A 15,794-nucleotide genomic window follows, 5' to 3' on the forward strand; every position below is an offset into this window, starting at 1 on the left:
TACTATATTTTTTGCTGTGTTCATGGTGAAGTTCGCTCTATGTAGATTGGAGTGAAAGGCAGAAGTCTCCTGGACCGCCCCAGAGGAAAGTGGATACCTGTGATGGAAAACAGATACAGCGCCTTATTTTAAGAATAGGTCACCATCATCCGTAATATCCTTCCTAGTAAGCAGGGAAGAGAGGAGAAGAGAAGCACTCCTTTATTAGTGAGAAAAATACTTGTATTAGGAGATTTTACCAAACAAACATTCATAAGAAAATAGCTAAAATAAACAGAATGGAAACTAAGAGAATAAATACTCTTATTCCATTCTGTTAAGGTGTTAGGGAGCTATCAATCTTTCAATGCTGTAACAAGTCTTATTAGTCCTTGATGAAGAGTTTCCTTTGGACATGCTATATTCATTCTTAAAAATCCTGCTCCATTTTGACCGAATTTAGATCCAGGCTCTAAAGCAAGCTGCCCTTTATGTAACAAGAGTTTTTTTAGCTCATCATCTGTTTTGTTAAAGGAACGTACGTCTAGCCATAGAAGGTAAGTGGATTCGGGATCCATTACTCTAATTTGAGGAAGATGCTCACCTAGGTATTCTTTTACGATTGTTACATTTTCCTCTAAGTACACAATGAGCTCATCAAGCCAGGCTTCCCCGTGACGATATGCAGCTTCCATTGCTTCCGTACCGAGGGTGTTCAAGGTCATTAATCCATAGAGTTGCTGAGCTTCTATATATTTTTTCTTTAAGCTTTCATCCGGTATAAGAAGGACAGAGGCTTGAAGACCTGCAAGATTAAAGGTCTTACTTGGTGCTATGCATGTAATAGTATTCCTAGCAATATCCTCCCTAAGTGAGGCAATTGGTGTATACTCATGTTGAAAAAGGAGAAGATCGGAATGGATATCATCCGATATAAGTAAAACATGATGTTTTAAGCAGAGCTCACCTATTTGAAGTAGTTCATCCTTTGACCATACCCTACCACCAGGGTTATGAGGATTACAAAGGATAAACATTGTCGTTTCAGGCTTAGAGAGCTTAGTTTCAAGATCTTCAAAATCAATTTCAAAACGATGTTGTTCAGTGAGGTGTAACTTATTATATAGAACATCTCGTTTATGTTTTTTAGCCATCTCAAAAAAAGGATAGTAAACAGGAGATTGGACAACGATCTTGTCGGTTGGATCTGTATAAGCAGAAATAGCTAAACTAAGTGCTGTGACAATTCCTGGACTGTATGTCATCCATCTTGAATCTACCTTCCAATGGTGACGTTTTTCTACCCAATGAATAATGGCTTCCTCCATGCTCTTTCCAGGCATTGTATAGCCGAAAATTCCATGATCAATACGTGCGTGTAAGGCGTTTATCACCTCTTCAGGGGCTTTAAAATCCATGTCAGCCACCCACATTGGCAAGACATCATCAACACCAAAAAGTTTCTTTGAATAGTCCCATTTAACAGAACTTGTGTTTTTTCTGTTTATTAGTTGATCAAAACGACTCATTCCATCACCTCATTGTTTTCATTTTCTCCTTCTATCATAAATGTGTTACAATAACAGTGCAAAAAATAAGATAACTAAAAAGGTGACAAAATGGAAGCGCAGCAAACAAATCTTTTAATAATGGAAGAATTATTAAAATGGGATCCACTCGGTTATGGTGTAGGAAGTTATGAAACGGAAGTAGTAGATGTGCTACAGGCCGTTCATATGTACGATACAGCTATAAAGCTCGCTCGTAAAACACAGGAGATCTATGAATTCTCATTCGAAGAAATGATTCCTCTTTCAGAATGTGAGAAGATGGCCAAGAAACTTCTAGAGATAAAAAATTCAGCAAGTAGCTGTGAGATATAGGAAAAGGCAAAATGTCTGTTGAACATTTTGCCTTTTTTCCTGTTTAAGAAACATAAAATGCCTTGATGTGGGCCTAAGCGCTGACCGAGTCACTTTACCTTTTCTTATACTATTGTGCCTGAGATAAAAATGTCACAATTTTTTCTGTTACATGCTCTGGTCTTTCTTCTGGAACAAGGTGACCTGTGTTTTGGAACGAAAAGAAGGTAGAGTTCGGTAAGTCCTTTTTTAGACGATGTCCGATTGGGACAGGTACCACTTTGTCTTCATTCCCCCAGATGAGTAAGCTAGGCTGTTCAATTTGTTTTAACTCCTCAGGTGGTAAATCCCCTTCATGATCACGAATCATGCGATTTAATGCTCTGAAGATTTTATCATCTAGAAAGGGGGCCATATAGCCATCCATCATCTCTTGATCAATCAGTGTTCGATCGTGTACAACATTATATAAATTTTTTAATATCCCCTGGCTAGCTAACCAATGTTTAATACAAAGATAGAAATATGGTACATAAGAGCCGAATTTCAAGCTAGGATGAACGCCTTTCATATAGCCTGAGCTGCAAAGTAAAATGACTTTTTGGAAGAGATCTGGTCTTTGTTTTGCTGCATTTAAGGAAACTTGTCCCCCCATTGAATGTCCAACGAGAAATGCTTTCTTTATCTGTAAAGCTTCTATTAATTGGATAACTACTTTCGCCATATTTGTATAGGAATGAACAAATTTAGTGGATTTTTCTGTTTTTCCAAAAGGCGGTAGATCAATGGTAATAATGGTATAATCTTTCTCTAATAAAGGAATAATTTTTCTGTAGCAAAAGCTAGAGGATAAAAAACCATGAATCAAAACAAGTGTCGGTTTTCCTTTTTCCTTTTCGTATACTTCATAGTGAACGTTCACGCCAAGAATGTTCATGGTGCTACAATAGTAATGACTCCTATCCATAAGCATTCACTCCATTTTTACTCTATATATAAGTTGGTTGTTATGATAGAATATCTCCTTGAAAATCTGTTGCGTCTCAAATTCTTTAAACGTTGTGAAATCTTGAGGATTTATATATGAAATTTAAAGAAACTTCTTGTTAATTTGATTGAGAGTTGAGTACAGATTTTAAAAGGTTTATTCTATTTTTTCCGAAATACATGATATCACTCATGTAAAATCTACCCGTATTTCTTTTTCTAAAACATAGGAAAAACAAGCAACTAGATGGTATAATTATCAGAAGATTTGAAAAGTAGGAGTGTTACCAATGAAATTAACAGAAAAAGAAGTGGAAATATTAGAGATTCTCGAGGATAATTGTCGTCTTTCTCCTGACTATATCGCCAAAATGGTTGATTTAACTGAGTCAGAAACCAATACTATTATTAAAAACCTTGAAGAGCAAAGAATCATTGTTGATTACACAACACAGGTAAACTGGCGCAAGGTTGATGGTCATGAAGGTGTAAAGGCAATGATTGATGTAAAGGTTCAGCCAAAACGTGGTGTTGGCTTTGATGATATTGCAAGTCGGATTTATCGATTTAATGAAGTCAAATCAGTTTATTTAATGTCAGGTGCTTACGATTTATCTGTCATCATCGAAGGAAAAACAATGTCTGATGTTGCACAATTTGTGTCCGATAAGCTGTCTACCTTAGATTCTGTCCTATCGACTACAACTCATTTTATTCTCAAAAAATATAAGCATGATGGAACCATTTTTGATCAAGATGATGAGGATAAGAGAATTGTGGTGTCTCCATGATTGAACCATCTCACTATTTATCCGAAACAGTAAAAGGGTTAAAGCCATCTGGGATTCGGAAGTTTTTTGATTTAGCTGCAAGTATGGAAGGTGTCATATCTCTTGGTGTGGGTGAGCCTGATTTTGTTACACCATGGGCAGTTCGAGAAGCATCGATTTTGTCTTTAGAGCAGGGGCATACTTCTTATACTGCAAATGCAGGGCTTTTAGAATTACGAGAAGTAATTAGCGATTATTTATTGAAGGTCTCAAAACAATCCTACAATCCTAAAGAAGAAATTCTTGTAACAGTTGGTGCCAGTCAAGCACTTGATGTAGCACTTAGAGCTATTGTTAATCCAGGTGATGAAGTGATTGTTATTGAACCAAGCTTTGTTTCCTATGCTTCCCTCGTTTCCTTAGCAGGGGGAACTCCTATAAGTTTACAAACAGAAGGGGATATGGAGTTCAAGCTGCAGCCAAAGGAACTAGAAAAAGTGATTACAGACAAGACTAAAGCCATTATCCTATGCTCACCTAGTAATCCGACAGGAACTGTATTAGATAAGGAAGAGCTTGAAGGAATTGCTGAAATAATTGAAAAACATGATTTACTCGTTATCTCCGATGAAATCTATGCGGAGCTCACATATGATCGTGACTATACAAGCTTTGTCTCAATTGAAGGCATGAGAGAAAGGACCATCCTTGTATCTGGTTTTTCAAAAGGGTTTGCGATGACTGGTTGGAGATTAGGATATATAGCGGCACAGCCTGAGTTTTTAGGCGCAATGTTAAAAATTCATCAGTATTCAATGATGTGTGCTCCAACTATGGCGCAGTATGCTGCAATTGAAGCAATGAAAAATGGCCAGGAAGATGTTTATTTTATGAAAAAAAGCTACAGACAGCGTCGAAACTTATTTGTAAATGCTTTAAATGAAATGGGTTTAACCTGCCATGTACCTGGGGGAGCTTTTTACGTATTCCCTTCAATTAAAGCGACAAACTTAACGTCGGAAGAATTTGCTGAACAATTGCTTATAGAAGAAAAGGTTGCTGTAGTTCCAGGGAATGTATTTGGAGATAGTGGTGAAGGCTATATTCGTTGTTCATACGCATCATCATTAGAACAATTACAGGAAGCCTTAAAACGAATGCAGAGATTTATTGAGAAAAGAGTATAAAAAGAGTATAAAAAAAGGCTGACCATTTAAATGGTCAGCTATTATAGAGAAAACAAAAGGGGGAATACTAGAAAGCCTTATGCTTGTATGATTCCCTCTTTTGTTGAAATTTAAACCTATCTTGTTAAAGGAAAATATTTTTCCTGTGATTGACACTTATTATCCTAAGGCAATCATATAAATCTTCCTTGGTTGATAGGTTATTTTGCTTAAGATAGGCATACTAAAGAGGAAGAGAGTATGACAAATGTGGTTGGTTTCGGGCGGTTTTCGATAAGTGATCGTTATTACAACCTTTGTAAAATACTTAAACTTATGATATAATTTTTTATTGCGTATAATTGGACATATAATTATAAGAAAATAGGAGTGTTATTTATGACAACAAATTACGAAATTGGCAGTGTTCATACAGGAAAAGTTACGGGAATTCAACCTTACGGAGCGTTCGTTGCATTAGATGGAGAAACTCAAGGATTAGTTCATATCTCTGAAATCACTCACGGATTCGTTAAAGATGTTAACGAACATTTAAACATTAATGATGAAGTACAAGTAAAAGTACTTTCTATCGATGAGAAGTCTGGAAAAATTAGCTTATCTATCCGTGCAACTCAAGAAGCACCAGTAGAAGAAAAGAAAGAGTCTGCGCCAAGAAAACCTAAAAAGCGTCAAGCAACTGTAAAAACAGAAACTGAAACTCCACAAGGTTTCAACACGTTAAAAGATAAGCTTGAAGAGTGGATTGAGCAATCTAAAAAAGAAGAAGTTAAAAAATAATTTTCTAGCATGAGGAAGATGAGCATAATAGCTCATTTTGGACTGTAGACAAACTCGGATAATAATCGGGCTTGTCTACAGTCTTTTTATTTTGGCTTCAGTTGAAGGGGGCTGTTGATTTTCATTCTAGACCGCTTTGCTTTCTGTGGGGATTTGCGGACTACTTCCGTATTTTCGAATTTGCATGATTTATTTTCGTTTCTCTCACTTTATTCACTAATTTGACCGGATTATTTTCGCTTTTTCATCATATATTTTCGAAATTGAGTCATTTATTAAGAAGAAAACGATAAATTTCGACAAGTACACGCCCCCGCGGAAGGGGCGGACTTTTCCTCTTCTTCAAGGATTTGCTCAATTTGTAAAGCGAGTTGACGATATTGGTCATCTAAACTATTTTCGTATTTTTCTGTCGCTTTTCTCCAAACAAATGTATATTGATTTGCATTTGCTTCTATCTTAGTCCCATCAACAAAATAGTGCTCCAGCTTTACCAATCCTTTTTCACGTAGTAACTCTACAATTGAAAAGAAGACTTGATAGATAATGTCTTTCATACGGTCAGATCGAAACCGATTGATCGTTCGAAAATCAGGAGTTTGACTATCCGATTTTTTTGTTGTTTAATTATTCTTTAAAAAAGACTGTTTTCGTAGGGGTTTTACTTCTATAAATACAATTTTAGATCGATAGTGGAATGGAGCGTAAGACACATGACTCCTGCGGGAAGTGAGGAAAGGCTGAGACCCCACAGCCGCAGCGAGGAGGATCAGCTTCCTCCCCGCGGAAAGCAAGTGACTGGAGCGCAATGGAACGTCCCGGTTTTTACGTTAACTGAATTAAAAAGATAAAAGTATGAAAAAAGGCTAACCCAAGGTCTAAAATCTAGACTTTTGGGTCAGCCTCTTTTTTAACGAGTAATTAATTAATACAGAGATATTATCGCGCTTCAGGTCTTGGTTCTCTTGCAACTTCTTCAGAAGGTTTAAATAATAATCCTAAATTAATTAAACCTGCGATTCCAACTAGGCCATAAATAATTCTAGATAATGCAGAATCTTGTCCACCGAAGATTGCTGCAACTAGGTCAAATTGGAAAAATCCGATTAACCCCCAGTTGATTGCTCCTATTATTGTAAGTACAAGTGCTATACGTTGAATTCCGCTCATTGTACTACCTCCTTAGTTAATAACTACGCTATTATTTTGTTTCAAATAGAAAAAACTATTCAATAAAAATTTCTTTTAAAAGCACTTTTCTTTACAAGTTATTCTTCCATCTACATAATCTATAGATGGAGGCGATAACTATGGAAAAGTTTACATACTACAATCCAACTAAATTAATTTTCGGTAAAGGTCAATTAGAACAATTGAAAAATGAGGTACCTCAATACGGAAAAAAAGTTCTTCTAGTTTATGGTGGGGGAAGTATTAAAAGAAACGGTCTCTATGATGAAGTAGTAAAAACATTAAATGAATTAGATACAGAGCTATTTGAATTATCGGGTGTAGAACCAAATCCACGTCTTACTACTGTTCAACGTGGAGTGGAAATTTGTAAAGAACAAGGTATCGACTTTATTTTAGCTGTTGGTGGAGGAAGCGTTATTGATTGCACGAAGGCAATTGCTGCTGGTGCTAAATATGATGGCGATGCTTGGGATATTGTAACAAAAAAACATATTCCTTTAGAGGCATTACCTTTTGGAACCGTTTTGACTCTAGCTGCTACGGGTTCAGAAATGAATGCAGGATCAGTAATTACGAATTGGGAAACAAATGAAAAATATGGGTGGGGAAGTCCTGCTACATTCCCTAAATTTTCAATATTAGATCCTGTTAATACCTTCAGTGTGCCAAAGGATCATACGGTATATGGGATGGTTGATATGATGTCACATGTATTTGAGCAATACTTCCATCATACAACAAACACACCATTACAGGATCGTTTTTGCGAATCCTTGCTAAAAACAGTCATTGATACTGCACCAAAGCTACTTGAAGATCTTGAGAACTATGAGCTTCGTGAAACGATTCTTTATTCTGGAACGATCGCTCTAAACGGTCAACTACAAATGGGATATCGCGGGGATTGGGCAAGTCACAATATTGAGCATGCTGTCTCAGCTGTTTATGATATTCCACATGCAGGCGGACTGGCGATCATTTTCCCTAACTGGATGAAGCATAATTTAAACGAGAACATCACTCGCTTTGTTCAGCTTGCTGTAAATGTCTTTGATGTTGATCCAACGAATAAAGATGATCAAACAATTGCTTTAGAAGGAATTGAAAGGCTTAGAGAATTCTGGAGTAGTATTGGAGCACCAAGTCGTTTGAAGGATTACGATATTACGGATGAAAAAATTGATCTTATGGCTGACAAAGCAATGGTTAACGGACCATTCGGTAACTTTAAGAAATTAGAAAAAGAAGACGTAGTAGCAATTTTAACTGCGTCATTATAAGAAAGAGGTTGCACGGGTTTTGACAAAAATCCGTGCTTTCTTTTGTTGTCCCACAATTTTAAAAATATCTCCTAATTGAATACGCTTACAATAAGAACTTTGCTTGATTTACTTGGTTACTTTAGATAAAGTGATAATAGCTGTAAATTACGATTATGGAGGAGAGAGACGATGACACATGTACGTTTTGATTATTCAAATGCTTTATCATTTTTTAACGAACATGAAATTACATACTTACGTGACTTTGTAAAGGTTGCACACCATTCAATTCATGAACAAACAGGTGCAGGTAGTGACTTCCTTGGATGGGTTGATTTACCAAAGAATTACGATAAAGAAGAATTTTCACGCATTCAAAAAAGCGCAGAGAAAATTAAATCAGATTCTGAGGTGCTTCTAGTAATTGGTATCGGTGGTTCTTACTTAGGTGCTAGAGCAGCAATTGAAATGCTAAATCATTCTTTTTATAACGCATTATCAAAAGAACAACGACAAACACCACAAGTGATCTTTGTTGGAAACAACATTAGTTCTACATACATGAAAGACTTACATGACTTATTAGAGGGTAAAGACTTCTCAATTAATGTTATTTCCAAATCAGGTACAACAACAGAGCCTGCTCTAGCCTTCCGTATTTTCCGCAAGCTACTTGAAGAAAAGTATGGTAAGGAAGAAGCAAAACAACGTATTTATGCAACGACAGATAAATCACGTGGTGCATTGAAAACTCTTGCTACTGAAGAAGGCTACGAATCATTCATTATTCCAGATGATGTTGGTGGACGTTATTCTGTTTTAACTGCTGTTGGATTACTACCAATTGCGGTGACAGGTGTTGATATCGAAGCCATGATGAAAGGTGCCCAAGCGGCAAGCGAGGACTTCGGGAATTCTGAGCTAGAAGAAAATATAGCGTACCAATATGCAGCTGTTCGTAATGTTCTTTATAATAAAGGAAAAACAATTGAAATGTTAATTAATTACGAACCAGGCTTACAATACTTCGCTGAATGGTGGAAGCAGTTATTTGGAGAAAGTGAAGGGAAAGATCAAAAAGGTATTTATCCTTCTTCTGCAAACTTCTCCACTGACCTACATTCTTTAGGTCAATATGTACAAGAAGGACGTCGTGATATCTTTGAGACCGTTATCAATGTCGAAACTCCGCGTCATGAACTTTTTGTTGAAGAAGAAGCAAGTGATTTGGATGGTCTAAATTATTTAACTGGTAAATCAGTTGATTTCGTAAATAAAAAAGCATTCCAAGGAACGATGCTTGCACATACTGACGGTGGTGTGCCTAACCTAGTTGTTACAATTCCAGAGATGGACGCTTACACATTTGGTTACTTAGTCTATTTCTTTGAAAAAGCATGTGCCATGAGCGGTTATCTATTAGGAGTTAATCCATTTGACCAACCAGGCGTTGAAGCATATAAAGTAAATATGTTTGCATTACTTGGGAAGCCTGGCTTTGAAGAGAAAAAAGCCGAGCTTGAAAAACGCTTAGAGAAGTAATGAAATAAACCATACCTATTATAAGGAATGGTCAGTTGTAAACAAAAGGGGTTTGGAATGGCGACATTCCGAACCCTTTTTGTAATTTTATGCTGTTTCTATCAATCGATTAGCCATACGAAATCAGAGACATTTGAAAGGATTTAATGAGACGTCACATCCTTTTAGCAATAGGATAAAGACCAATTAAACAGTAGCTCAGCCAATTTCTTACATCTGACCAACTCTGCTTCTATATGCTTGTACTCTCTAAAGCATGTTCTTTTTGTATTTAGGACAAGCTATTAAAAAAGGAGGGAATGGATAATGATTGAGGTTCCGTCTAGTATAGAAAATAAATCTTTTCAATTATATTTCTTAGAGCAAAAGCTAAAGCCGCTCGGATATGTAATAGGTGGGAATTGGGATTATGATCATGGTTCATTTGATTATCGTATTGATTCAGAGGTTGGATATCAGTTTCTAAGAGTTCCGTTTACAGCGGTCGATGGACAGCTAGATGCACATAACGCGACTGTAGAACTTGGTAGACCGTTCTTATTATCACACAAGTATCAGATTGGTTTAGATGACCATGTTCATATTGGTAACTTTAGCGCGTCCTTTGATCAGTTCCAAGAGCCGCAAGATAAGGATGCATCTTTCCCTGAGAAATATATTGATTTAGGCAAGGCATTAGTGAAGGAATTAGAAGCAGAGCTAGTATAAGAACTACTTCGGTGGATAAGCAAGACTTTCCGTGACAGTACGATAAAAAAGCTAGTAAACTAAACGAACCAAACGAGGCTGGGACAACACAAAGAGCCACGCACCCTCTGAGCAAAACTATTGTATGCACTTGATAAACCAGTTCGTGCATAGAGTTGTTTTCGATAAGGTGTCAGGCACTTCTGTTCCAGCCTCTAATAAGTGTAAGGACCCATTCATAACAAACAGTTTAATGTGTAAAGACAATTAAAGAATCTTCCGCGTTTATCTTATAGGAGAGTGGCGGATTCACCTTTGTTTGTTCTCCTCGTTTTATGCCAATTAGGATACATTCCTGATCAAGTAGTATGTGACTAGCATCCCTAAATGATTTTCCAATAATGGACTCTGATACAGGAAGAATTTGAAATAAGTTGCCGCTTGCAGGATTCAATTCAGAGAAGAAATGCGACAGTCCGTTTTTAGCAAGATAGCTACTCATAATAAAGTGACTTGCTAATTTATATGTCTTAATAACCTCATCTGCACCTGCCCTACTTGCATTGTTGGCTTGTTGTTCTGTTAAAAGCTCAATGACGCAATATAACTGTGGATTCATCCCCTTCAGGGAAAGCAGCACTAAAATTGAATGCATATCTGCCTCTTGCTCATTCTTATGTTGATCTGCTGTAATAATCGCTGCATCTGCTTTGGAGATATTTGCTTTCTGTAGAGTGTGATCATTTGCAGGATTCCCACGAATAAAATGCACGTTCTCAATGAGTGGTGATTCTTTTAATGATTCATCTATTAAGACGATTTGCTTATAGGGTTTTACACACTTGAGAGATTCAATCATTTCATTTGCTTTTTCATTCCATCCAATTAGGACGACATGGTTTTGACCGGAAAAAGAAACAAGCCCCTCTAAATATCTATGTTGCTTCCGTATGGCAGCTGCTGAAATGCTAGCAAAGTAGGCTGTAACAAAGCTGGCTCCAGCTAAGATCATCACCATAGCAAGAGTCCTCCCAAAATAGGTTTGTGGAACATAATCACCGAATCCTACTGTAGAAACGGTAACTAATGCCCACCAGATTCCATCAAAGGTTGTGGGGAATTCCTTCGGTTCCACTAAAGAGATAAGTTCTCCAGATACAAGGATTATAAACATGACAATAATGGTTATCCGAAGGTGAACAGGCCACCTTAGCCATTGTGTAATTGTTTTATTTGTCTTTGCCATTTCCATCATCATCCTTCTTGGCAGGTAAAAAAGAGAGCACTTCTTTTACGATAGTGTTTATTTTATTTGTGACAATTTCTTTTCCGTAAGCTTGGATTGCCTTTTCAATCACTTGAATGGTTTCTTCTTGGAATTCAATTAGCTCAGAATCATCCTCCGATTCGTTATAGAGTTCAATAAAAGCGTCCAAGCCCTCGTTCATCCTATCTATCGCTTCACTCAATGCCTTCTTTTCTTGATCGTTTACCTTCAAAATACCACCCTCAAATAAACGCCTTTTTCCCTAGTATGTACAATTGTTGTTTCAGCTTGCGGATTTTTCCATAACAATATTTGTTGGAAAAATTTTTTTATCTACTAGAACAAATTGAGTTGTTTAAACTAACGATAAGAATGTAAGGAGGAGAATACACATGTTTTTCCATCCACTGGATTTTTTAATCATTATTGCATTTGGGTTATCACTCTGGGCCCAATTCAAAGTAAAAGGAAATTTTCAAAAATATTCACAAGTTCCTGCTTCCTCACATATGCAAGGTGCTGAGATAGCTAGAAGGCTCTTAGATCAAAATGGATTATATGATGTGAAGGTTGAACATATAAGAGGAGCTCTTACAGATCACTATGATCCTCTCAAGAGAGCGGTCAGGTTGTCGGATACCGTTCATTCACATGCTTCAATTGCAGCTATTTCAGTCGCTGCTCATGAGGTCGGTCATGCTATACAGCATAGTGAAGCGTATGGGGCACTTGTTTTAAGACATAAACTTTTTCCTATTGTTAATTTTACTTCTAGCATCGCTCCCTTTCTTTTAATCGGAGGCTTTTTATTAGGTAGTTTAAATTTGTTAGGGCTAGGAATTATTTTTTTCTCGGCTGTTGTTGCTTTTCAGCTCATCACGTTACCTGTAGAGTTTAACGCTAGTAGTAGAGCTAGACAGCTTATGATTTCTGAAGGAATGATTTCAAATCAGGAAGAAACAGGTGTAAAGAAGGTACTGAATGCAGCCGCACTAACCTATGTAGCAGCAGCTTTATTATCTTTGCTCCAACTGTTAAAATTCGTCGCGATTTTTTCACAAGGTAATCGCGAATAGGTGATGAAGAGAAAGTGGGTTGATTATCAGCATAGTCTTGTAGAATTCGGAGTTAGTTTCAACTTCACTTTTTTAAAGTCATACAGGGGGAGTTTCGTGCTGTTTTTTTCTGAGGAAAAAGTAGTTGTTTCTATTTAAGATAGGTGATAAGTCATAGTTTAATTTTGTGCTTGTAAACAAATTGACTTGTACGTGTTCACTCTTAAGAGAAAGAAAACTGTGAAGTAACCCTACTTTGCAGTTTTCTTTGGCATATTTCACTTTTACTATTCAGAAATTAGTTAATCTAAAATACCTATTTAATCAACGAGTGGAACACTTTCTGTTCTAAGGAATAGTGAACACAGAAAATAGTAAGACAACCGTATTCTATGATAATGTAAATACAACTATTAATTTTGAACCACAGCGATGCTAAATTTGTCGTAATTTGACTAATTTTATGATAATAATAAGGATAACTACATATATATAGAGGCACGAGATAGAAATCTAAAATTAGGGAGAGTCGCGATGAATAAATACTTACAAACATTGGTGAAAAACGTACGTAAACAATTAGAAGCTTGGTTAAATGAACAAGAAGGGATTCACCATAGAGAGTTATTTCGATTTCTTCACTCGATATCAGGTACAGCGGAAACAATTGGTTTTAGTGAAGCGGGGAAAATGGCTCGTTCATTAATGGAGAGCATCGATGAGAAAGAGGATAAAGAGTGGACAAAGGAAGAGCTCCAATCCTTCCTCTTCCCTCTTATTTCAATCTTTTATCACGAGGAGTATTCTAATGTTGATGAAGTTATTACTAAAAAAGAGAATCTCGATGATCAAAAGCTCATTCTATTAATTGACGATGATACAGCCTTATTAATGTATTTAAAAGATGAATTAGAAAAAAACGGTTGGGTTGTCATCGCTGTAGCAGATTCGGAACGAGCTATTCATTCTTATTATGATTTAAATCCTGATTGTGTCATTATTGATATTCATATGAAGGATAAAAATGGGTTAGAGGTTCTTAGCCATTTGAAGGAGCAAATGAATCAGCATTTTATTCCGACTATTATGATCAGTGTGGATAAGTCGAAAGAAATGAGAATGAAGAGCTATGAGCTTGGTGCAGATGATTATATTCAGAAACCATTAGAAATGGATGAATTCATTGTTAGAATAACTAGACAGCTGGACCGTAAACAGGCCATTGATGATTTAATATTAGTGGATGAACTAACAAGAGTCTATAATCGAAAGTATCTTCCGCAGGTGTATGATCGATTAGTCAATCAATTACAAAGACACTATGAAACATTCTCTATTGGAATGCTGGATTTAGACCACTTTAAATCAGTTAATGATACATATGGACATATTATTGGTGATAAAGTGCTGGCGAGCTTTGCTGAAATGTTAAAAAATACGTTAAGGTTAAATGATGTTGTTATTCGATACGGTGGGGAAGAGTTTATAGTATTACTTCCTGACACGAAGGCAGATGACGCAAAGCTTGTCCTTGATCGAATACTACAAGATTTTTCGAAGCAAACATTTGCTAAAAATGGAGAATCGTTCACATGCACATTTTCTGCTGGAGTTCATGAAGTGCAAGTACATGAATTGGATTTGACAAAGAATATTGAATTAGCAGATAGTGCATTATATGAGGCGAAACAGGCAGGGAGGGCACAGGTGAAAATTGTTCCTGTCACGGAAGGAACTTATCTCAAAAAGCCTGTTCATCTTGGAATTATTGACGACGACCCAATTATTAGAACGATGTTAGAAGATTTAATGAGTAAAAGCAAGTTTACAGAACAGTTCAAGCTTGATATTCGTTCGTTTAAGGACGGTATGGAGTTTATGGAAAGTGATTGGCATACAATAAAAGATGAGCCTTATCTCATTATATTAGATGGAATGATGCCAAGAATGGATGGATTAGAGGTGCTGCAAAGCCTACGTAAAATGAGGTATCAAGAGCGTTTTACAATTATGATGCTGACTTCTAGAAAAAGTGATCATGATATCTCACGAGCACTTCAGCTTGGTGCAGATGATTATATTACAAAACCATTTAAGTTATTGGAGCTCGAAACAAGGCTAGGTCATTTACTAAAGAGGATGAAATAACATGATCGAGGTTAGTCTAGTTTTTTTATTCGTGCTGTTTATTAGTTTGTTTTTCATTTTACTCACGTTATTTTTGTATTTATTAATTGAAAAATATACACATAATGAATCGAAAAGAAAAATTGAAGCATACAAAGAACGCTATCGATTAGATATGTTCCACTATTTGCAAGATGGAGAGAAGTCTCCCGTTATTCCAACTGGTGAGAATGAGAAATTCATTGCGTTAGTGGAATTATTAAGTGATTATTCCAATGTTTTGGATAGTAAAGATGTCAGAACTAGAATTAGTGCATATGCGAAGGAATATTTAACGGATTATATAAAAAAACATCTTAAGAAAAGACGATGGAGTCTAAGGATGAATGCCTTATTTACCATTGAAGATTTTCACATGATTCATCTATCAGACACTCTTCATCAAATGTATGAGAAACCTTACATTACATCAGCTGAAAGAACTCAAATCTTAAAGCTTTTTGCAAAATTTAATGATGAAAGAATAATTGAGTATTTAGTTTCATCAAAAGAAAATTTTTCGGATTTTGCAATTCTATCTACTTTATCTCATGTAGAGGAAGAGAGATTTGATGAGTTAGTCCAGCAGTTTCATCAGCTTGATAAACGAATTCAGTATATGATCATCGAAACAATAGGTAAGTTGCAATTGCTTACCTATCGTGAGCTATTACAATCTCAATTACATTCAACAAATGAAGAAATGAGAATTCGAGCGTTAAAAGCATTTGCCAATACAGGTGCCCCCATTTCTCAAGAGATACTGGGTCAGTACTTTGATAATGAAAGTTGGCAAGTAAGAATGATGGCCGCAAAGGTTACAGGCGCACAAAAAATTACGGCCTTTACAGAACAGCTTATTACCTTGTTATCTGATACAGAATATGTGGTTCGAGCGGAAGCTGCTAAAGCTATTACTCAATTTCAATTTGGTAAAAGTATGTTAAATAAGGTAATTGAAGAGACAGAGGATGGCTTTGCTAGAGATATGGCTCTTGAATGGCTTGAGAAGGAGCGTGGGTACAATTAATTGGTCTCAAATAGTAGTTGCTGGAA

The 15,794-nt window shown here is 36.4% G+C and carries 15 protein-coding genes and 1 pseudogene; 10 read left to right on the top strand and 6 right to left on the bottom strand.

Translation table 11 applies throughout. The features are described from left to right. Positions 1–335: 335 nt before the first annotated feature. A complete protein-coding gene (locus tag A9C19_RS03480; RefSeq protein ID WP_072578672.1) occupies positions 336–1,508 on the bottom strand; it encodes a MalY/PatB family protein in 1,173 nt (390 codons plus the stop codon). Between the two features lie 90 nt (positions 1,509–1,598). On the opposite strand from A9C19_RS03480, the gene A9C19_RS03485 reads away from it, so the two are divergent. Next, entirely contained in the window at positions 1,599–1,862 is a 264-nt protein-coding gene (locus A9C19_RS03485; protein ID WP_072578673.1) for a DUF1871 family protein, read from the top strand. A 109-nt stretch (positions 1,863–1,971) separates the two neighbouring features. Here the strand turns inward: A9C19_RS03485 and A9C19_RS03490 are convergent, their stop codons facing one another. Continuing rightward, positions 1,972–2,808, bottom strand: coding sequence for an alpha/beta fold hydrolase (locus A9C19_RS03490; protein WP_099092734.1), 837 nt, complete (start codon positions 2,806–2,808; stop codon positions 1,972–1,974). Between the two features lie 310 nt (positions 2,809–3,118). Between A9C19_RS03490 and A9C19_RS03495 the strand changes: the two genes are divergently transcribed. The 3 genes from A9C19_RS03495 (at position 3,119) to yugI (ending at position 5,565) form a co-directional block, all read left to right on the top strand. Next, complete coding sequence (locus tag A9C19_RS03495) at positions 3,119–3,619, top strand: Lrp/AsnC family transcriptional regulator (protein WP_072578675.1); 501 nt, start codon at positions 3,119–3,121, stop codon at positions 3,617–3,619. Next, positions 3,616–4,785: an aminotransferase gene (locus tag A9C19_RS03500; RefSeq protein ID WP_072578676.1), complete on the top strand. Its 1,170-nt coding sequence runs from the start codon at positions 3,616–3,618 to the stop codon at positions 4,783–4,785. The genes A9C19_RS03495 and A9C19_RS03500 overlap by 4 nt, the downstream gene beginning before the upstream one ends. Positions 4,786–5,163: 378 nt before the next feature. Then, a complete protein-coding gene (gene yugI / locus A9C19_RS03505; RefSeq protein WP_072578677.1) occupies positions 5,164–5,565 on the top strand; it encodes a S1 domain-containing post-transcriptional regulator GSP13 in 402 nt (133 codons plus the stop codon). A gap of 326 nt (positions 5,566–5,891) precedes the next feature. On the opposite strand, the pseudogene A9C19_RS03510 reads toward yugI, so the two are convergent. Continuing rightward, positions 5,892–6,176, bottom strand: a pseudogene (locus tag A9C19_RS03510) (transposase); the annotation flags it as partial. A gap of 328 nt (positions 6,177–6,504) precedes the next feature. Beyond that, entirely contained in the window at positions 6,505–6,735 is a 231-nt protein-coding gene (locus A9C19_RS03515) for a DUF378 domain-containing protein (protein ID WP_072578679.1), read from the bottom strand. Positions 6,736–6,875: 140 nt separating this feature from the next. On the opposite strand from A9C19_RS03515, the gene A9C19_RS03520 reads away from it, so the two are divergent. The 3 genes from A9C19_RS03520 (at position 6,876) to A9C19_RS03530 (ending at position 10,271) form a co-directional block, all read left to right on the top strand. Further along, positions 6,876–8,039, top strand: coding sequence for an iron-containing alcohol dehydrogenase (locus tag A9C19_RS03520; protein ID WP_072578680.1), 1,164 nt, complete (start codon positions 6,876–6,878; stop codon positions 8,037–8,039). A 171-nt stretch (positions 8,040–8,210) separates the two neighbouring features. Beyond that, the gene (locus A9C19_RS03525; RefSeq protein WP_072578681.1) at positions 8,211–9,563 is read left to right on the top strand and encodes a glucose-6-phosphate isomerase; all 1,353 of its coding nucleotides are present in this window, start codon (positions 8,211–8,213) and stop codon (positions 9,561–9,563) included. 306 nt (positions 9,564–9,869) lie between these two features. Next, complete coding sequence (locus A9C19_RS03530) at positions 9,870–10,271, top strand: YugN-like family protein (protein WP_072578682.1); 402 nt, start codon at positions 9,870–9,872, stop codon at positions 10,269–10,271. Positions 10,272–10,500: 229 nt separating this feature from the next. Here the strand turns inward: A9C19_RS03530 and A9C19_RS03535 are convergent, their stop codons facing one another. Continuing rightward, complete coding sequence (locus tag A9C19_RS03535; RefSeq protein ID WP_072581723.1) at positions 10,501–11,496, bottom strand: potassium channel family protein; 996 nt, start codon at positions 11,494–11,496, stop codon at positions 10,501–10,503. After that, on the bottom strand, positions 11,480–11,749 hold the full coding sequence (locus A9C19_RS03540) for a hypothetical protein (protein WP_072578683.1): 270 nt from the start codon (positions 11,747–11,749) through the stop codon (positions 11,480–11,482). Before A9C19_RS03540 ends, A9C19_RS03535 begins: the two co-directional genes overlap by 17 nt. 160 nt (positions 11,750–11,909) lie before the next feature. Here A9C19_RS03540 and A9C19_RS03545 point away from each other — a divergent pair, with 160 nt between their 5' ends. The 3 genes from A9C19_RS03545 to A9C19_RS03555 all read left to right on the top strand — a co-directional run bounded on the left by A9C19_RS03545 (position 11,910) and on the right by A9C19_RS03555 (position 15,768). After that, complete coding sequence (locus tag A9C19_RS03545) at positions 11,910–12,593, top strand: zinc metallopeptidase (protein WP_072578684.1); 684 nt, start codon at positions 11,910–11,912, stop codon at positions 12,591–12,593. A gap of 513 nt (positions 12,594–13,106) precedes the next feature. Continuing rightward, a complete protein-coding gene (locus tag A9C19_RS03550) occupies positions 13,107–14,720 on the top strand; it encodes a diguanylate cyclase (RefSeq protein WP_072578685.1) in 1,614 nt (537 codons plus the stop codon). A 1-nt stretch (position 14,721) separates the two neighbouring features. Next, positions 14,722–15,768: a HEAT repeat domain-containing protein gene (locus A9C19_RS03555; protein WP_072578686.1), complete on the top strand. Its 1,047-nt coding sequence runs from the start codon at positions 14,722–14,724 to the stop codon at positions 15,766–15,768. Positions 15,769–15,794: the final 26 nt, after the last annotated feature.

Origin of the sequence: Bacillus weihaiensis, assembly GCF_001889165.1 — a bacterium.
In the GTDB taxonomy this organism is placed as follows: Bacteria; Bacillota; Bacilli; order Bacillales; family Bacillaceae; genus Metabacillus; species Metabacillus weihaiensis.